At 62.9% G+C, this 17,839-nt stretch carries 17 protein-coding genes; 5 read left to right on the top strand and 12 right to left on the bottom strand.

What is annotated here, in order from left to right; all coding sequences use genetic code 11:
* Positions 1 to 117: 117 nt before the first annotated feature.
* Entirely contained in the window at positions 118 to 3,840 is a 3,723-nt protein-coding gene (locus I6J28_RS09605) for a multifunctional oxoglutarate decarboxylase/oxoglutarate dehydrogenase thiamine pyrophosphate-binding subunit/dihydrolipoyllysine-residue succinyltransferase subunit (protein WP_410493291.1), read from the top strand.
* A gap of 343 nt (positions 3,841 to 4,183) precedes the next feature.
* Here the strand turns inward: I6J28_RS09605 and I6J28_RS09610 are convergent, their stop codons facing one another.
* Positions 4,184 to 4,924, bottom strand: coding sequence for a hypothetical protein (locus I6J28_RS09610; RefSeq protein ID WP_204609525.1), 741 nt, complete (start codon positions 4,922 to 4,924; stop codon positions 4,184 to 4,186).
* 106 nt (positions 4,925 to 5,030) lie between these two features.
* Here I6J28_RS09610 and I6J28_RS09615 point away from each other — a divergent pair, with 106 nt between their 5' ends.
* Positions 5,031 to 6,161, top strand: a complete 1,131-nt coding sequence (locus tag I6J28_RS09615) for an Mrp/NBP35 family ATP-binding protein (protein ID WP_040425048.1) — start codon at positions 5,031 to 5,033, stop codon at positions 6,159 to 6,161.
* Between the two features lie 4 nt (positions 6,162 to 6,165).
* Here I6J28_RS09615 and I6J28_RS09620 read toward each other — a convergent pair whose 3' ends face one another.
* From I6J28_RS09620 to sigE, 3 genes are all read right to left on the bottom strand, one after another.
* The gene (locus I6J28_RS09620) at positions 6,166 to 6,735 is read right to left on the bottom strand and encodes a twin-arginine translocase TatA/TatE family subunit (protein ID WP_204609527.1); all 570 of its coding nucleotides are present in this window, start codon (positions 6,733 to 6,735) and stop codon (positions 6,166 to 6,168) included.
* A gap of 23 nt (positions 6,736 to 6,758) precedes the next feature.
* Positions 6,759 to 7,208 (bottom strand): anti-sigma factor family protein, encoded by a 450-nt coding sequence (locus tag I6J28_RS09625; protein WP_034668126.1) that lies wholly within the window; start codon positions 7,206 to 7,208, stop codon positions 6,759 to 6,761.
* Positions 7,209 to 7,308: 100 nt separating this feature from the next.
* Positions 7,309 to 7,938, bottom strand: a complete 630-nt coding sequence (gene sigE / locus I6J28_RS09630) for an RNA polymerase sigma factor SigE (protein WP_204609529.1) — start codon at positions 7,936 to 7,938, stop codon at positions 7,309 to 7,311.
* A gap of 151 nt (positions 7,939 to 8,089) precedes the next feature.
* On the opposite strand from sigE, the gene I6J28_RS09635 reads away from it, so the two are divergent.
* Positions 8,090 to 8,737 (top strand): O-methyltransferase, encoded by a 648-nt coding sequence (locus I6J28_RS09635; RefSeq protein ID WP_204609531.1) that lies wholly within the window; start codon positions 8,090 to 8,092, stop codon positions 8,735 to 8,737.
* On the opposite strand, the gene glgC is transcribed toward I6J28_RS09635, so the two are convergent.
* Positions 8,734 to 9,951: a glucose-1-phosphate adenylyltransferase gene (gene glgC, locus I6J28_RS09640; RefSeq protein ID WP_204609533.1), complete on the bottom strand. Its 1,218-nt coding sequence runs from the start codon at positions 9,949 to 9,951 to the stop codon at positions 8,734 to 8,736. The genes I6J28_RS09635 and glgC overlap by 4 nt on opposite strands.
* A gap of 109 nt (positions 9,952 to 10,060) precedes the next feature.
* On the opposite strand from glgC, the gene glgA reads away from it, so the two are divergent.
* Positions 10,061 to 11,215 carry a glycogen synthase gene (gene glgA, locus I6J28_RS09645; protein WP_204609535.1) on the top strand — a complete coding sequence of 385 codons (1,155 nt, stop codon included), beginning with the start codon at positions 10,061 to 10,063 and terminating at the stop codon, positions 11,213 to 11,215.
* A 12-nt stretch (positions 11,216 to 11,227) separates the two neighbouring features.
* A complete protein-coding gene (locus I6J28_RS09650; protein ID WP_204609537.1) occupies positions 11,228 to 12,670 on the top strand; it encodes a GH32 C-terminal domain-containing protein in 1,443 nt (480 codons plus the stop codon).
* Between the two features lie 353 nt (positions 12,671 to 13,023).
* Here I6J28_RS09650 and I6J28_RS09655 read toward each other — a convergent pair whose 3' ends face one another.
* Genes I6J28_RS09655 through dapE form a run of 7 tightly spaced genes read right to left on the bottom strand, consistent with a single transcriptional unit; the run spans position 13,024 to position 17,779 of the window.
* Positions 13,024 to 13,890 (bottom strand): methyltransferase domain-containing protein, encoded by an 867-nt coding sequence (locus I6J28_RS09655; protein ID WP_204609539.1) that lies wholly within the window; start codon positions 13,888 to 13,890, stop codon positions 13,024 to 13,026.
* 9 nt (positions 13,891 to 13,899) lie between these two features.
* Positions 13,900 to 14,067 carry a DUF3117 domain-containing protein gene (locus I6J28_RS09660; RefSeq protein ID WP_005323535.1) on the bottom strand — a complete coding sequence of 56 codons (168 nt, stop codon included), beginning with the start codon at positions 14,065 to 14,067 and terminating at the stop codon, positions 13,900 to 13,902.
* 12 nt (positions 14,068 to 14,079) lie between these two features.
* Positions 14,080 to 14,373 carry a DivIVA domain-containing protein gene (locus tag I6J28_RS09665; RefSeq protein ID WP_005327512.1) on the bottom strand — a complete coding sequence of 98 codons (294 nt, stop codon included), beginning with the start codon at positions 14,371 to 14,373 and terminating at the stop codon, positions 14,080 to 14,082.
* Positions 14,374 to 14,376: 3 nt separating this feature from the next.
* A complete protein-coding gene (locus I6J28_RS09670) occupies positions 14,377 to 15,099 on the bottom strand; it encodes a glucosyl-3-phosphoglycerate synthase (protein WP_204609541.1) in 723 nt (240 codons plus the stop codon).
* Complete coding sequence (gene folP / locus I6J28_RS09675) at positions 15,096 to 15,908, bottom strand: dihydropteroate synthase (protein ID WP_200435252.1); 813 nt, start codon at positions 15,906 to 15,908, stop codon at positions 15,096 to 15,098. Before folP ends, I6J28_RS09670 begins: the two co-directional genes overlap by 4 nt.
* A gap of 14 nt (positions 15,909 to 15,922) precedes the next feature.
* Positions 15,923 to 16,687 (bottom strand): TIGR00730 family Rossman fold protein, encoded by a 765-nt coding sequence (locus tag I6J28_RS09680; RefSeq protein WP_198492838.1) that lies wholly within the window; start codon positions 16,685 to 16,687, stop codon positions 15,923 to 15,925.
* A gap of 3 nt (positions 16,688 to 16,690) precedes the next feature.
* Positions 16,691 to 17,779, bottom strand: coding sequence for a succinyl-diaminopimelate desuccinylase (gene dapE, locus I6J28_RS09685; RefSeq protein WP_204609543.1), 1,089 nt, complete (start codon positions 17,777 to 17,779; stop codon positions 16,691 to 16,693).
* Positions 17,780 to 17,839 lie beyond the last annotated feature (60 nt).

Here is a 17,839-nt window from a genome sequence, read left to right on the forward strand (position 1 = left end):
ATGACCCGTATCATGTAGGCAGACTCTTTGGCGAGTGACGCATGCGCTCGTGCAAAGGCCGCACTAAAGTCGAATAAACGACCATTTTAAAGCAGAGAAATGAGGCGAATACCTGCCGTGAGCACATCGAATATCTTCGGCCCCAATGCGTGGCTGATAGACGAGCAGTTCCAGCAGTACTCCAAGGACCCTAACTCCGTAGATAAGGAGTGGCGCGACTACTTCGAAGCAAACGGCGCGCCCAAGTCTGAGGCACCTGCCAAGGAAGCCCCGAAGAAGCCGTCTAAGCCTGCCGCGAAGAAGACTGAGGGTACGACTACCGCCCGCAAGCAGGAGGCCCGCGAGACCAACGTGGATAAGTCCGTGGCCAAGGCGCAGGAAAAGTCCGCTAAGGCAAAGCAGTCCGTGAAGAAGTCCGAGTCCCCGCTCGACCGCATCGAAGACTACAAGGGCGGCGACGAGCGCCAGCTCAAGGGCATGTTCAAGGCCATTGCGAAGAACATGGAGGAATCCCTGGAGATTCCTACCGCTACCACCGTGCGCGATATGCCGGTCAAGCTCATGTGGGAAAACCGCTCCATGATCAATGACCACCTCAAGCGCACTCGCGGTGGCAAGATCTCCTTTACCCACATCATCGGCTACGCCATGGTTAAGGCCGTACAGCTGCACCCAGACATGAACGTGCGCTACGAGGAAAAGGATGGCAAGCCTTATGTCATCCAGCCGGAGCACATTAACCTGGGCCTGGCCATTGACCTGCCGCAGAAGGATGGCTCCCGCGCGTTGGTCGTCGCCGCCATCAAGGAGTGCGAGACCAAGTCCTTCTCCGAGTTTGTTGAGGCCTATGAGGACATCGTTACCCGTTCTCGCAAGAACAAGCTCACCATGGATGACTTCTCTGGTGTGACCATTAACCTCACCAACCCAGGCGGCATCGGCACCCGCCACTCCATCGCCCGCCTGACTAAGGGCGCCGGCTCCATCATCGGCGTGGGCTCTATGGATTACCCGGCCGAGTTCGCTGGCGCTTCCGCGGACCGCTTGGCAGACCTGGGCGTCGGCCGCCTGGTTACCCTGACCTCCACCTATGACCACCGCGTCATCCAGGGTGCAGAGTCCGGAGAGTTCTTGCGCACCATTGGCCAGCTGCTTGTCGACGGCGCCTTTTGGGACGACCTCTTCTCCTCCATGGGCGTGCCTTATGAGCCGTTCCGTTGGGCACAGGACGTGCCGAACTCCGGCGTGGACAAGAACACCCGCGTCATGCAGCTCATCGAGTCCTACCGCTCCCGCGGCCACCTGCTGGCCGATACCAACCCGCTGGGCTGGGTACAGCCGGGCCTGCCTAACCCGGACCACCGCGACCTCGACATCGCGACCCACGGCCTGACCATTTGGGATCTGGACCGCACCTTCAACGTCGGTGGCTTTGGCGGCAAGGAGCAGATGACCCTGCGCGAGGTGCTGTCCCGCCTGCGCGCCGCCTACACCCTGAAGGTCGGCTCCGAATACACCCACATCCTGGACCGCGATGAGCGCGGCTGGCTGCAGGACCGCCTGGAGGCGGGCATGCCGAAGCCGACCAACGCGGAGCAGAAGTACATCCTGCAGAAGGTCAATGCCGCCGAAGCATTCGAGAACTTCCTGCAGACCAAGTACGTGGGCCAGAAGCGCTTCTCCCTCGAGGGCGCCGAGACCCTCATCCCGCTGCTGGATTCCATCATCGATACCGCCGCCGGCCAGGATCTGGACGAGGTCGTCATCGGCATGCCGCACCGCGGCCGCCTGAACGTCCTGTTCAATATCGTGGGCAAGCCACTGGCCGATATCTTCGGCGAGTTCGACGGCAATTACAAGGGCGGCCAGCTCGGCGGCTCCGGTGACGTGAAGTACCACCTGGGCTCCGAGGGCCACCACCTGCAGATGTTTGGCGATGGCGAAATCAAGGTCACCCTTGCCGCCAACCCATCCCACCTCGAGGCCGTGGATCCGGTCATGGAGGGCATCGCCCGCGCTAAGCAGGACATCTTGGACAAGGGCCCAGAGGGCCACACCGTTGTTCCAGTCATGCTGCATGGCGATGCCTCCTTCACCGGCCTGGGCATTGTTCAGGAGACCATCAACCTGTCCCAGCTGCGCGGTTACAACAACGGCGGCACCGTCCACATCGTGGTCAACAACCAGGTGGGCTTCACCACCACCCCGGACTCCGGCCGCTCTACCCACTACGCCACCGACTTGGCCAAGGGCTTCGACTGCCCGGTCTTCCACGTCAACGGCGATGACCCAGAGGCAGTTGTCTGGGTTGGTCAGATGGCAGCCGAGTACCGCCGCCAGTTTGGCAAGGACGTCTTCATCGACCTCATGGTCTACCGCCTGCGCGGTCACAATGAGGCCGATGACCCGTCCATGACCCAGCCGGAGCTCTACTCCGTCATCGACGAGCACAAGGCAGTGCGCGAGCACTACACCAACGATCTCATCGGCCGTGGTGACCTTTCCGCTGAGGATGCCGAAGCAGCCGCACGTGACTTCCACGACCAGATGGAATCCGTCTTTGCTGAGCACAAGGAAGCCGGCAAGGCTCGCCCGAAGGAGCAGACCGGCATCACTTCCTCCCAGGAGCTCACCCGCGGCCTCGATACCTCCATTACCGCTGAGGAACTCGCCGAGCTGGGTGCCGCTTATGGCAACCCACCAGAGGACTTCGAGTACCACAAGCGCGTGGGCAAGGTAGCCAAGGAGCGCGAGAAGTCCTCCCGTGAGGGCGGCATCGACTGGGGCTGGGGCGAGCTCATCGCCTTCGGTTCCCTGGCCGGCGAAGGCAAGGTTGTCCGCCTGGCTGGTGAGGATTCCCGACGCGGTACCTTCACCCAGCGCCACGCCGTCACCTTCGACCCACGCAACGGCAACGAGTACAACCCGATGCACGCCATCGCCACCTCCAAGGGCAACGGCGGCAAGTTCATGGTTTATAACTCCGCGCTGACCGAGTTCGCCGGCATGGGCTTCGAATACGGCTACACCGTGGGCAACCCAGACGCCCTCGTGGCCTGGGAGGCACAGTTCGGTGACTTCGCCAACGGCGCCCAGACCATCATCGACGAGTACATCTCCTCCGGTGAGGCCAAGTGGGGCCAGCTGTCCAGCCTGGTACTTCTCCTGCCACACGGCTACGAGGGCCAGGGCCCGGACCACTCCTCCGCCCGCATCGAGCGCTACCTGCAGCTGTGCGCTGAGGGTTCCATGACCGTGGCTCAGCCTTCCACCCCGGCTAACCACTTCCACCTGCTGCGCCGCCAGGCACTCGGTGAGATGAAGCGTCCGCTGGTCGTCTTCACCCCGAAGTCCATGCTGCGCAACAAGGCAGCTACCTCCGCCGTGGAAGACTTCACCGAGGTCAAGCGCTTCCAGTCCGTTATCAACGACCCGAACTTCGTTGATGTCAACGGCAAGAAGGTCGGCGATACCGACAAGGTCAAGACCATCATGCTGGTCTCCGGCAAGCTGTACTGGGATCTGGAAAAGAAGCGCGAGGCCGACGGCCGCGATGACATCGCCATCGTCCGCGTGGAGATGCTCCACCCGATTCCGTTCAACCGCCTGCGCGAGGCTTTCGAGGCTTACCCGAATGCCAACCAGGTCCGCTTCGTTCAGGACGAGCCGGCCAACCAAGGCCCATGGCCGTTCTACAACGAGCACCTGCGCACCCTGATTCCGGATATGCCGGAGCTGGTTCGCGTTTCCCGCCGTGCTCAGTCCTCGACTGCCACCGGTAACGCCAAGGTTCACCAGATTGAGCAGAAGAACCTGCTGGAAGAGGCCTTCGACATCTAGTCGCCTCTGCCCCGTTTAAACCCCAGTGAGGACCGCCTCACTGGGGTTTACTCATGCCGACGCCAGCGTCTTGACGGTCGCTTTACCATGAGCGCAAAGGGAGCGGGTTAAGAATTAGAGCGTTTACTCGATATGTCCAATCGTGTCGCGGATGCTTGTCACTCACACCCGGGAGCAATGAAAAAGCACTAGCGTCGGCATTCACAAGCCCAGAATGGTTCCATATCGAGTCACACGTGTCCTTGATTCTGTGGAGGTGTTGGTCTGCCGGTTGCTAACCATCAGGAGCTCCAAGTTGCCAACAAACCCGGGAAACTCACACAAACCTGCCAACGATCAATCATTAAGAACCAGTGAGATTCGACCCGCCGGAAGAATCGGAGTCGCCCTCTTCATGGGCGATGTCGCCACCGGAGGAATTCATCCAGGAGCGTACGACCTTTTCCGCGCTGGAGTCGTCGTTTTCTACCTCTTCGGCCATGTCAGAGAGGTCTTTTTGGGTAATGAACTTAGTCAGCGAGGCCACAGCCTGGCGCTCTTCGCGGTCGAAGAGACCGTCTTGATAGAGCACCACGAAATTCTCTGGCAATTCGGGCTCGGCGTCCTCGCAGCCGCTGGCACCGGAAGGCTCAACCGTGGAGGTATCCGTGGGCAAGCTCGACATGAGCGCAATGTGGGTACGGGCCAGGTAGTCCTCGCCGCCGGGCTCGGAGGCTTTCTGTGCCTTCTTGTAGTCCTTCGAAATCGCCCGTGCCTCACCGGGGTTTAAGATATTGAGAAACGCGCCGGTGCAGCCCACATAGAAATTGCCGCCTGGGTTCATGGAGCGCCCACCCTTGGTGTTCTGGAAGATGTCTTCCTTCACAATGGACGCCTCACGGCCCTGTCCCATCAGCTCCTGTCGGTAGATCTCCGCGAGGACCAGCTGGTCGGTCTCATTGGCATCGACCAAAATGCCAATCGGCTCGCTCTGGGGACTCTTAGCAATGGGGTTGGTATCGAACTGGGAAGAGCAGCTGGAAAGCAGCGTTACAGACAGCACCACACCGGCAATGGCGCGGGCGGGACGGGCAAAGCTGCGCATAGCGATACTCTTCTCCTTTTTGGTTAGCGGCGCGTGAGCGTCTAGCTGATTCTACACCGAGGGCGTGTTTACCTCCTGTTGCGGCGTGACTAAGATGGCAAGGGTTATGTCTAGCGTTATTACTGAATCCGCCGTACGCGAGGCACTCTCCCGCGTCGAAGACCCCGAAATCGGCCGCCCCATCACCGAACTCAACATGGTGAAGTCCGTTACCGTCACCGGTAATGACGTGGCCGTGGAAATCTACCTCACCATCGCTGGCTGCCCCATGAAATCCACCATCGAGTCCAATACCCGCGCTGCGGTAGAGGATATCGAGGGCGTTGGAAACGTCACGGTGACGATGGAAGCCATGAGCGACGAGCAGCGCCGCGAGCTGAAGAAGAAGCTGCGCGGTGGCCAAGCCGAGCCGGAAATCCCATTTGCAAAGCCAGATTCCACCACTCGCGTTTTCGCGGTGGCCTCCGGTAAGGGCGGCGTAGGCAAGTCCTCCATGACCGTCAACCTTGCCGCGGCATTGGTCCAGAAGGGCCTCAAGGTTGGCATCGTGGACGCCGATATTTACGGCCACTCCGTACCCAACCTGCTGGGCTGCACCGACGGCCCCACCGTGCTCGATGATGAGATGCTGCTGCCGCCGATTTCTCATGGCATTAAGCACATTTCCATCGGTCAGTTTGTGGAGGGTAATGCCCCGGTAGTCTGGCGCGGCCCCATGCTCCACCGCGCGCTACAGCAATTCCTGGCTGACGTTTTCTGGGGCGACCTCGACGTGCTGCTCTTGGATCTGCCTCCGGGCACTGGCGACGTCGCCTTGTCCGTAGCCCAGCTCATCCCGAATGCGGAGCTACTCATTGTCACCACCCCGCAGGCCGCGGCGGCCGAGGTGGCAGAGCGCGCCGGATCCATCTCCCAGCAGACCCGCCAGCGCGTGGCCGGCGTAATTGAAAACATGGGCGCCATGGTGATGCCGGATGGCTCCACCATGGATGTCTTTGGCTCTGGCGGCGGACAGATTGTGGCCGATCGCCTAGGCGTCATCTTGGGCCATGAGGTGCCACTGCTGGCCTCCGTGCCGTTGGATCCCACCCTGCGCAGCGGTGGCGATGCCGGCACACCGATTGTTCTCGATTCCCCCGAGTCCCCCGCCGCCCAACAGATCCAGGCAGTGGCCGATAAGCTGGCCATACGTTCTGATTCCCTGGTGGGCAAAAACCTCAACTTGGGCGTGAACTAGCGCTCTAGGTTACATCGCCCCACAAGCCGCCGCCGGTGGATTCTTGCCCACCGCGTGGCGGCTTTTTCTCTGGCGTGGGCTGCTCCGTCGGCTGGGAGGCTTCGGTGTGTTGCTGCGGCTGAGACTGCGGCTGGGGCTCTGGCTGCGGCTGCTCGGCATAGACCTGGGAGTAGTCGAAGCTCGGGCGGCGCTGCTGCTGCGGTTGAGGCTGCGGCTGCTCCTCCGGCTCCTGTGGAGCGGTAGCGGTCTTGACGTTTTCTGCCATTTTCTTGGGGTTGAAATCGTCCCAGGCGGAATCGTCGCCGTCGAAAAGCGCCTTGGTAATAGCGCCCTTCGGGCCGAGGCGCGTCCACTGTGCGGCTTGGGTGAGCGGGCCGCGGATATCATCGAATTCCGAGGTAATCGACCCCATCTCGCCGTTGAGCTCTGCTTTGGCGTTATTGATGGCCTTGCGCGCCGCGTAGATGGCTGCACGCACATCCTTAATCACCTCGGGCATGCGCTCCGGGCCGATGACGATGATGCCCAAGACCACGATGACGAAAATCTCGGGCCAACCAATGGAAGAAAACACGGTTAAATACTAGTCCCTCACTCTTAGCCGCGCTGATTGTGCTTGATTGCGCGAACCACCATCTCCACCTTGTCCAAAAAATCCTGCTGCGGCCGGTGCACGGGCGTTGCCGCATCCGGCCCGGGCGCAACCTCTTCGGTGGCAATGCCCGCGAGCTTTGCCAGCAGGGATTGCGGCGCCTTGACCTTAGCGGAATCCGCGCAGTGGCGAACCCACTCTGAGGCATGGCGCTGCTGATGTACATCCGCGCGGCACTCGGCGCAGTGCACCAAGTGGATGCGCACGCGGTGCATGAATTTCGGCTCCATCTCCCCGTCTACGAAGGCAACGACAGCCTCTGGGCCAAGGTGCCCGATGGTATCGCTGCGCCGCGCCTTGGCTTTCGCCTTATCGCGGGCTTTGGCCTGGGCGGCATCGAATCCGCCGCGCACGCTCAGCGTGGACACGGTCCGGCGTCCTCGCAGCGAGTCCATCGACACCCTCCTCCACTAGTTGCTTGGCCTTCCGTAACACGGAAAGTCCCCGCCGGCAGCGGGGACTATGCAGTTTCTTTAAAGTTTAGCGCGCGGTGCTTTAACGCGTGCGCAGCAGCATGCGGGTTTCCGCATTGGTTTGCGCCTCTTTTTCGAGCGCCGCGCGCAGTTGGGAACGGCCGCGGTGGATGCGGGAGCGCACCGTACCCATCTTGACGCCCAGGGTCTCCGCAATCTCGTCATAGCTCATACCAACCACATCACACAGCACCACGGCCACGCGGAAATCGGGAGCCAGGCCATCGAGCGCGGATTGCAGCGCTGGGTCCAGGTTGGCCACGGTATAGGCCTGCTCCGGCGTCATATCCGTGCCGGGCACGCGCTCATAATCCTCCGGCAGGGCCTCCATGCGGATCTTGGAGCGATGGCGGACCATGTCCAAGAAGAGGTTGGTGGTAATACGGTGCAGCCAGCCTTCAAACGTACCCGCCTGGTATTTATCCAGGGAGCGGAAGACACGCATGAAGGTTTCCTGAGTGAGGTCTTCTGCATCGTGCTGGTTGCCGGAGAGGCGATACGCCAAGCGGTAGACGCCATCGGCATGTTCGGCCACGAGGTCACCCCAGGCGGGCATGTCGGCTTCACCGGCATCGAACGCCGCGGTACCGGTCAACTCCACCTCAGGGGTGGCGGGCTGAAGGGATTCGGCATCGCGCTTCGTTGTTGTCATGCATGTCATCTTTCTATACTTCAAAGTGAAACTCCAGCCACAGTGCTGATAATTTCCTGTGAGTCCGTCACATTATCCCCACCCACCACAACCTCGCTGGCTAGGCGCGTTTTTGCCACATTTGCGGACACTTTTCCCTAAGGTTTATTACGTGACTACTACCGCATATGAAGCACTGCGTTCTTATATCGAGACCACCAGCGAGCCCTCCGCGGCCCTGCGTGGCGCGCGCGACCACGCCGATGAGTACGGTCTGCCCGTTCCAGATGAATCAACGGGCCAGCTGCTCACCACGCTGACGGCCGCCTCGTCCGGCTCTACCGAACGCCCCCAGTCCGTGGCGATCACCCCGGCCGCCAATGTGGTAGGCCTCTACCTGCTTGCCGGCATGCCCGATAATGGCATCTTGACCTGCATCGACCCCGAGGCGGAGCACCAGCGCAGCGCCAAGACCGCCTTCCGCGAGGCGGGCTATGCACCTTCACGCGGCCGCTTCCTGCCGTCTCGCCCACTCGAGGTCATGGGCCGGCTGGCTAATGATGCCTACCAGGTCATCTACGCCGACGTCGCCGCGCTCGAGCTCCCCGCCATCATCAAGGCCGCGTGGCCACTGCTGCACCAAGGCGGCACCCTGGTCCTGGCTAATTCTTTGCTCGATGGCACGCTTGCCGACGCCTCCCGGACCGACCGCGACACCGCCGCTGCCCGCGAAGCAGACGAGTACCTGCGCGAGCTCGAGGGCGCGAACGTCACCCGCTTGCCACTGGGGTCCGGGCTCACCGTTGTAACGAAGCTTTAGACCTTCTGGTTTTTGCCGACGACAACCACGCCGCCGTCAGAAACCTTGAAGCGCTCCTCATCGCGCTCGCGGTCCACGCCGATAATTGCGCCATCGCTGACGACGACGTTCTTATCGAGGATCGCGCGGCGCACCACGGCACCCCGTCCGATGCGCACGCCCGGCAGGATGACCGATCCTTCGACCGTGGCGCCATCGGCCACGTGGACGTCAGACGCCAGCACGGAATTGCGCACCGTGCCGCCGGAGACGATGCAACCCGGCGCCACCATCGAGGACTGCGCGATGCCATTTTGCACGAACTTCGCCGGTGGGAAATTGGAGTCATCCGTGGAGTGAATCGGCCAATTCCGGTTATAGAGGTTGAAGATCGGGTGCACCGAAATCATGTCCATGTGCGCTTCATAGAAGGAATCGATGGTGCCCACGTCGCGCCAGTAGCCGTGATCGCGCTCGGTAGATCCCGGCACCTCATTGGCCATGAAGTCATAGACGTGTGCCTGCCCGCGCTCCACAAAGTACGGAATAATATCGCCGCCCATATCGTGGGCGGAGTCCTCGTTCTTTTCGTCCTCCAAGAGGGCGTCAATAAGCGCCTGCGCCGTAAAGACATAGTTGCCCATCGAGGCATAGCTCATATTCGGATCATCCGGCGTAGCCGGTGGGTCCGCAGGCTTTTCCACGAACTCCGTGATGGTTCCCATGCCGTCGGCCTGGATGCATCCGAACGCCGTTGCCTCCGAGCGCGGCACGCGAATGCCGGCCACCGAGCAATCTAGCCCTGTGGCGATGTGCTCTTCTACCATCTGCGCCGGATCCATGCGGTAGACGTGGTCTGCGCCGAAGACGATGACGTAGTCCGGCTTCTCGTCATAGATGAGGTTAAGCGACTGCACAATGGCATCCGCCGAACCGTTGTACCACCGCTTGCCGCGGCGCTGCTGGGCAGGCACCGAGGCAATGTACTGCGGCGTCGGCCCCGCCAAATTCCATGCCTGGGAAATGTGGCGGTCTAGGGAGTGGGATTTGTACTGCGTCAGCACCGCAATCTTGAGGTAGCCGGCGTTGACCAGATTGGACAGGACAAAATCAATGAGGCGGTAGGACCCGCCAAAAGGCACGGCGGGCTTAGCGCGGTCTTCGGTCAGGGGAAAAAGGCGCTTTCCCTCGCCGCCGGCTAGGACGATGGCTAGGACATTTGGCAGGCTTCTCACGTTTCCAAACCTAACCGCAAATCCCACATTTCGCAGCAGATATATGCACATTTCTACCCCCATCCCGTATTTCTGCACGCGGCACCAGAGATACGTATTCTGGGTGGGCATGAGAGCCGGAATCTTTTCCAAAGAATACCCGCCGGAAATCTACGGCGGGGCCGGAGTTCACGTAGCTGAACTCACCCGTTTTATGCGCGATATCATCGATGTCTCCGTGCACTGCATGGGCTCCCCGCGCGAAGAAGAAGACGTCTTTGTCCACGGCGTAGACCCCGCACTCGAGGGTGCCAATGGCGCGCTTAAGACCTTGTCCACCGGGCTTCGCATGGCCGATGCCGCCTCTGATATCGACATCGCCCATTCCCACACGTGGTACACGGGCCTCGCCGGCCATCTTTCCGCCCAGCTCTACGATATTCCGCACGTGGTCACCGCCCACTCGCTGGAGCCGCACCGCCCGTGGAAGCGCGAGCAGCTCGGCGGCGGCTATGACGTTTCCTCTTGGTCTGAGAAGAACGCCATGGAATATGCCGACGCCGTCATCGCCGTCTCCGCCGGCATGAAGGACTCCATCCTGGATGCCTACCCGCGCATCGACGCCTCCAAAGTCCACGTCGTCCTCAACGGCATCGACACCGAGCTGTGGCAGCCGCGAGAGGGGGATGTGTTGGACAAGCTGGGCGTCGATAAGCAACGCCCCATCGTTGCCTTTGTCGGCCGCATTACCCGGCAGAAAGGCGTAAAGCACCTGCTGCAGGCGGCGCAGAAATTCGACCCGGATATCCAGCTGGTGCTGTGCGCCGGCGCGCCCGATACGCCCGAAATCGCGGCGGAGACCGAGGCGCTGGTAGATGAGCTGCGCGCCCAGCGCGATGGCATTTTCTGGGTCAAGGACATGCTCCCGCGCAATGAGGTCCAGCAGATATACTCCGGCGCAGATGTTTTCGTCTGCCCGTCCATCTACGAGCCGCTCGGCATCGTCAACCTAGAAGCTATGGCCTGCGGCACGGCCGTCGTCGCCTCCAACGTAGGCGGCATTCCGGAGGTTGTGGTCGATGGCGAGACCGGTGTGCTGGTGCCTTACGACGCCGCCGCTACCGCCGCCTTCGAAGCCGACCTCGCCGCCGCCGTCAATGACGTCGCCGCCGATAAAGAGCGCGCCACCCAATTTGGCCGCGCCGGCCGCGAGCGCGCCATCCGCGATTTCTCTTGGGCTACCATTGCCGCCCAGACCGTCGATATCTACCGCAGCTTGATTTAAGGAAGGATAGCCGTGACAACTCACCGCCCCGAACTGCATTTTGTCCCCGAAGACGGCGTCCTCGACGCCCCCGCTGGAATCCTGCGCGACGGCGATACCTGGCACCTGTTCTACCAGTACCGCCCCACCGCGGACTCCCCTGCCCGCTGGGGACACACCTACTCCGAAGAGTCTCCCTTTGACTGGTTGGACTGCGACGATGCCCTCGCGCCCGTTGGCGGCGAGCTCTCCCTGCGTGCCGGTTCCGTAGCCCAAGGCCCGGACGATATCCACCTTTACTTCACTTCCGTGACCGCCGCCGGTATCTCCGTTCACCTCGCCCGCTACGCTGACGTGGACGAAATCTGCGAGGTCTCCGATGACCCGCAAGCCCTCGACCCCAATGTCGTCCGTTTTGGCGAGGTCGTAGGCAATACCCGCAACTTTGATCACTTCCGCTCCCCCTCCGTGGTGCCCGATTGGGCCTCCGAGGACCGCGATGACGGCCACGACGGCTGGCTCATGCTCGCGCTCACCGGCCACTCCGACGCCCCGGTTCCCGTCATCCTCGAATCTGCCGATGGCGTGTCCTGGCGGCTGCGCGGCAGCCTCAAGTTCGACGGCGACCCTGGCTTCCTCGAAGGCGAGGTCCCCGCTACCTCGCCCATCCCGCCGGTCGTCTCCCCGCGCTTGGTCCGCCTGCGCGATGAGGTCGACGGCAATATCTACGACGTCCTCTTCGTCACCCTAGAGCGCGGCGGCCGCGACGTCTCCGGTTACCTCGTCGGCCGGCTGGAGGGCACTACTTTTACCGTGGTCTCCGGCTTCCGCCGCGTAGACTTCGGCCACGACTTCTCCCGTCCGCGCAATACCAATACGACCACCGGCACTCTCACCCCAGAGCAGCGCTACGAGCGGGCCGTCATCGTCGGCCTCCTCAACGGCAACGGCCGCGGCGACGACGCCACCAAGCACGCCTCCTGGGAAGCCGAAGGCTGGGCCAATGCCCTGTCCCTGCCCCGCCGAGTCACCCTCGAGGGCGGCGTCCTCTACCAAGCCCCCGCCCGCGGCCTGCCCGATGCCGTCAACCTCTCCGATTACGCCCGTTCCTGGACCGGCGTCATGGAGGTCCCTTCCGGTTCCTGCGTAACGGTCACACTTCTCGACGGCGCCGGTGACCCCGCCGCCACCATCTGCCACTCCGGCGATGACATCAGCCTCGATCGCTCCATGAACAAGGCCTTCGACCACTGTTTCGCCGATTCCGAGCCCGCCACCGCCACGCTTGCCGAAGGCGACTCCGATACCCTCACCATCATCCAAGACGGCTCCACCGTTGAGGTATTCGTCGACGGCGGTCTCATCGCCATGGCCTCCCGCGTCTACTTCGAAGGCGGCTGCTCCGGCCTGCGAGTCGAGACTTCCGGCGATGCCGTCATCGAACAGGACTGGCAGCGCTCCGGCTCCAAGCTTTAATCCGCCAGGCTCTCAACGCCGGCCTGCCCCTCCTCACCTAACCCGTCCCTCCCCTGCCCCTCCCCGCCCTTCGCGCTCACCGGCGCGGCCGCCCACCGCGGTTCCGCCTCCCCTGGTGAGCGGCAAGGGCGGGGTTGCGCGTTTTCGGCCTCACTCCGCTGAGCCGCGTCTGTCCTCGCTCCCTCATACGCGTCCTTCGCGCTCACGGGGAGAAGCTGGGGCGTCGGAAAGCGTGTGCCGGTGAGCGGCAAAGGCGAAAACCTCCCCTCGCGCTCACTGGGGAGACGAAAGAACCGCCCCACGCGCTGCCGGTGAGCGCGAAGGGCGGTGAGGTGGCTGGGGCCAGCCGGGAGCTAGACGGCGCGGAGGCGGTCCAAGCGGGCGCGAGCGGTGACCGTGAGCGTCGGGGGCAGCGCGGCCATGCGCTCGGCGAGTTCGCCGGCGCTGATGTGGCGCGCGGACGGGCTCATGCCTACCTGAGCGGCGACGGAGGCCTTATCAAGCTCGATGGGGAACGAGATATCGACCGGGTCGGCCGCCTGCTCGAGGAAGCCCTCGGCCTGCTCATACATGCGCTCGACCTTGCCTTCTTCCACGCCGAGGATGCCGAGCGGCTCGCGCAGCTCATCCAGGTGTCCGGCGCCGGGGGTCAAGACGATGACCTGGCCGCCTGGGGCAAGCACGCGCTGGAATTCGGCGGGATTGCGCGGGGCGAAGACGACGGAGATTGCGTCGACGGACTCATCCTGGATGGGAAGGCGCTCCCACACATCGGCCACGACGGCGCCGACGCGCGGGTGGCACTTAGCCAAGTGCTTCGCAGCGTGCGGGGAAATGTCGAGGCCAACGCCGCGGGCCTCCGCGATGGAGTCCAGGGTGTGGGCCAGGTAGTAGCCGGTGCCGGCACCCACCTCGAGGAGGGAGGCGGGCGTGGACTCGGCCAGGGAGGCGGAATCCAGTCCGTCCTGGACGGCCCCGGTTACGGCCTCAACGAAGGGCGCGAAGTGGCCCATGGCCAAATAGGTCTCGCGGGCGTTGACCATATCCATGTCATCGCCCTTGTGCTTGAGTCCGGCGCCGGCCGCGAGGGTGACGTAGCCCTGCTTGGCCACATCATAAGAGTGGCCGGATTCCGAAACGAGGCGAGAGAAATCATCGGCACCAGAAAGCGCGGTGCCATCGTTGGGATCGGCCAGAATGTCGACGATATGAGAAAGCATGTACCTAGACTAGCTAGAAACCTCGGTCAACAGGGAACCGAGCTCGGCGGCCTCGTCCTTGCTCAGCTCGATGACGATGCGACCGCCGCCATCCGAGGGGATGCGCATGACAATTTTGCGGGACTCCTCTACTGCTTCCATTTCTCCGCCCGTCGTGCGCGGCTTCATTGCTGCCATAGTGAGTCTCCTTTAGTTAACTTCTTTTCCTTCCAGCTTAGACCTTTTCTGCGCGGAAGATAGTTGTTCTTCCAGTTGCGCGAGGAGATCGTCTACCTGGTCCTGGCGGTATCCACGGGGAACTACCTCGAATTTCACCTGGTCAAGGCGGCCTTCGCGGAGGGCGGCGCGGTTATTTTCGCGCACCTTCTGCGGCTCGTCGAGCGGGTGCATGACCTCGCCGCGGCCAAAGATGGAGCCCCATACCCAGGTGCCGATGACGGTCAGGGCGATGAGGACAAGGAGGAGCATAATCCAAGACAGCATGGCTTAAACCTTACCTTTTAGCGGCGGGCGTTGAGCAACGGGCGCGAGGACCCCGGCGCGGGCGAGCAGCGTGCGCGCAACCACCTCGGCCATCGGCGCCAGCTCGTGCAGCGGCCGGTTGCGGTGTACCCGCGTGCCCAGGTCTACCTGTGCGACTTTGCCCCGCTTGGCGACGTCCACCATTAGCCCCGCTTCCACCCCATACCCCTCCACGAAGGGAAGTTCTAAGGCGGTGGCGCGGCGCAGGGCGTATTCGCCTCCAAGGGGCTGATCGATGTGGGCGAGCTCGGGAAAGAGCTGCTTGATGAGCGGCTTGGCGGTCAGTTCGGTCACGCGGCCGCCGCCGGTGGGCTGGCCGTTGAGGCTGCGGCGGTAGCAGGCTTTGACCATCTCCACCGCGGGGTCGGCGAAGGGCGCGGCCAAGGCCGAGACCATGCCGGGCGCGGCGGATTCGAGGTCGGCGTCGACAAAGACGACGATATCTCCCTTCGCCGCGGCAACCCCGCGCCAGAGGGATTCGCCCTTACCGGGTCGCGGTTCCTCTGGGAGGATATCGCGCCAATTGCGCACATCCGCTCCGGCATCAGCAGCGCGGGAGGCGGTGTCGTCGGTGGAGTCGGCGTCGATGACGAGCACCTCGAGCGGTTCATCGGCCAGGCAGGCGCGCACGACGTCCGCGACGGTGCCCTCCTCGTTGAGCGCTGGAATGATAACGGAGACGCTCATGCAAGGCCTCGCGTGGTTGCTAGCGGGGCGACCTCGCCTTGGATGGCGGCGGTCATGCGGATGACATCAGCCGTCTCGGCCACCTCGTGCACGCGAAAGGCGGCCACGCCGCGGGCGGCAGACCACGCGGTAGCGGCCAGGGTGCCGGCCACGCGCTCGCCTACCCCGCGGTCAAGGGTCTCGCCCACGAAGTCCTTATTGGATAGCGCCATGAGCACCGGCCATCCAGTGGCGACGACCTCGTCGATGCGCCGCAGGAGCTCGAGCCCGTGAAAGGTGTTTTTGCCAAAGTCATGCGTCGGATCGATGAACGTCAGGTCCTCCGGGCAGCCGAGGGAGGCGGCGCGCTCGGCCAGTTGGGTGGTTTCCGCGATGACATCGGCCACCACGTCATCAAAGTGCACTCGGTGGGGCCGGGTGCGCGGGGTGATGCCGCCGGTGTGCGAGCACACGTAGCCCACGCGGTGGTGGCCGGCGACCTCGATGAGCTCGGGGTCCCAACCGGCCCAGGTGTCATTGACCAGGCCGGCGCCGGCTGCGATGGCTGCCTCGGCTACCTCGCTGCGCCAAGTATCGACGGAGATGAGCACGTCCGGGTGGCGCTCGTGCACCTTCTCGATGGTCGGCACCACGCGGTCGATTTCCTCCGCCGCGTCCACGGCCTTGCCGGGGCCAGCCTTCACACCGCCAATATCGACGATCGACGCACCCGCTGCGATCACCTCATCACAACGGCGCAGCGCCGGGTCGAGGTCAAAGGTTGCGCCCTTGTCATAGAAGGAATCCGGGGTGCGATTGACAATCGCCATCACACGCGCGAGGCTCAACGCGGCTCCCTGATGCGCTTATCGCTCATGACTTGGTGGCGCTGGATGATGTGGGAGAGGGCCTCATCGGGGTCGTCGGTAAGCAGGAAAAGCTCCCGGTCGCCCTCGTTGATATAGCCGCTGGCCGCGAGCGTGTTATCCATCCATTCCAGCAGGCCGGACCAATACTCGGTGCCCATGAGCACGATGGGGTAATTGGTTACCTTTCCGGTCTGCACCATGCACATGACCTCGAAGAACTCATCCATCGTGCCCATGCCGCCAGGCAGGCAGATGAAAGCCTGCGAGTACTTCAAGAACATTGTCTTGCGGGCAAAGAAGTAGCGGAAATTCAGGCCCAGATCCACATACTCATTAAGCCCCTGCTCGTGGGGAAGCTCGATGCCCAGGCCCACGGATAGCCCGCCGGCCTCGTGGGCGCCGCGGTTGGCTGCCTCCATGATGCCGGGGCCGCCGCCGGTGATGACGGCATAGGAGTGCTCGGCCAGCTTGCGGCCAACCTCGACGCCCAACTGGTAGCTCGCATCCTCCGGCGTGGTGCGTGCGGAACCGAAGACGGTCACGGCCTTCGGCAGCTTGGAAAGCGCATCGAAGCCAGCGACGAACTCGCCTTGGATGCGCAGGACGCGCCACGGATCGGCATGCTGCCACTCATGGTCCGCGCCGGACTCCAAGAGCCGCTGGTCAAAGGTGGAGGCCTGCTCGCCTTCGGTGCGCAGCAGCATCGGGCCGCGCAGGGTGCGCATCTGCTCAGGGGTCATGGTCTATCCCTTCAGGTAGTTCAAGAGGGCAGTGGATACTTCGGTGATCTGGGCGGTGGGGACCTGCTCGTCCTTCTTATGCGCGAACCCGGGGTCGCCGGCGCCGAAGTTTACGGCTGGGGTGCCCATTTCGGAGAAGCGGGCGACGTCGGTCCAGCCGTACTTGGCGCGGACGTTGCCCCCGACGGCGTCGATAAGAGCCTTGGCCGCTGGCTGGCCCAAACCGGGCTGGGCGGCCGGTGCGATGTCGTCGATCTCGAAGGTGACGTCTTCTTCCTCGCCGATGATGGACTTCATGTAGTCCAGCGCCTCCTCGCTCGTGCGGTCTGGGGCGAAGCGGAAGTTTACAAACATCCATGCCTCATCCGGCAGCGTATTGGTGGCCACGCCGGACTCGAGGTGGACGATGTTGAGGCCCTCGCGGTAGGTGCAGCCATCGATGGTGACATCGCAGGACTCATAGGCGGCGATGCGGCTCATAATGGGTGCGAGCTTGTGTGCTGCGTTGGAGCCGAGCCAGGCGCGGGCCGAGTGCGCGCGGGTGCCATGGGCGGTCACGCGCAGGCGAATGGAGCCCTGGCAGCCAGCCTCCACCATGGCGCCGGAGGGCTCGCCTAAGAGCGCGAAGTCGCCCTCGAGCCACTCCGGGTGGTCTTTTTGCAGGTGGCCCAGGCCATTAAATTCAGTGGCCACTTCTTCGCCCTCGTAGGCGATGACGGTGAGGTCATGCTTGAGCTCGTCCGCTTCGTGCAGCTGGGCAAAGGCATTGAGGTAGACGGCCATGCCGGACTTCATGTCCACAGTGCCGCAGCCCCACATAATCTCTACCCCGTCTTCAGAGGTTTCCATGTGATGCGGTACATTTTCTGCCAACGGAACGGTATCAATGTGGCCGGCGAGTACTACGCGGGAATCTAGCCCGCGGTTCGTCCGGGCGCACACGGTATTGCCGTAGCGGGCAACCTCGATGTCCAATCCGCGCAGCGCTTCTTCGATGGCGTCTGCGATGGCCTCCTCATGGTGGGAGGGGCTCGGAATATCCACGAGCGCCTTGGTTAGTTCGATGGGGTCTGCATATAGATCTAAAGTCACAAAGCGCCATGCTAGCGCCCCGCGCAGCTCACCGCATTGTGTAAAGTTCACTTCACTGCA

Origin of the sequence: Corynebacterium tuberculostearicum (assembly GCF_016894265.1) — a bacterium.
GTDB lineage: Bacteria > Actinomycetota > Actinomycetes > Mycobacteriales > Mycobacteriaceae > Corynebacterium > Corynebacterium tuberculostearicum_D.

Coding starts and splice junctions, on each gene's coding strand:
- I6J28_RS09660 (WP_005323535.1), bottom strand. CDS start 14,067: ATGGCAGCAATGAAGCCGCGCACGACGGGCGGAGAAATGGAAGCAGTA.
- I6J28_RS09665 (WP_005327512.1), bottom strand. CDS start 14,373: ATGCTGTCTTGGATTATGCTCCTCCTTGTCCTCATCGCCCTGACCGTC.
- glgA (WP_204609535.1), top strand. CDS start 10,061: ATGAGAGCCGGAATCTTTTCCAAAGAATACCCGCCGGAAATCTACGGC.
- I6J28_RS09625 (WP_034668126.1), bottom strand. CDS start 7,208: ATGGACTCGCTGCGAGGACGCCGGACCGTGTCCACGCTGAGCGTGCGC.
- folP (WP_200435252.1), bottom strand. CDS start 15,908: ATGGCGATTGTCAATCGCACCCCGGATTCCTTCTATGACAAGGGCGCA.
- I6J28_RS09655 (WP_204609539.1), bottom strand. CDS start 13,890: ATGCTTTCTCATATCGTCGACATTCTGGCCGATCCCAACGATGGCACC.
- I6J28_RS09670 (WP_204609541.1), bottom strand. CDS start 15,099: ATGAGCGTCTCCGTTATCATTCCAGCGCTCAACGAGGAGGGCACCGTC.
- I6J28_RS09610 (WP_204609525.1), bottom strand. CDS start 4,924: ATGCGCAGCTTTGCCCGTCCCGCCCGCGCCATTGCCGGTGTGGTGCTG.
- I6J28_RS09680 (WP_198492838.1), bottom strand. CDS start 16,687: ATGACCCCTGAGCAGATGCGCACCCTGCGCGGCCCGATGCTGCTGCGC.
- sigE (WP_204609529.1), bottom strand. CDS start 7,938: ATGACAACAACGAAGCGCGATGCCGAATCCCTTCAGCCCGCCACCCCT.
- I6J28_RS09615 (WP_040425048.1), top strand. CDS start 5,031: ATGTCTAGCGTTATTACTGAATCCGCCGTACGCGAGGCACTCTCCCGC.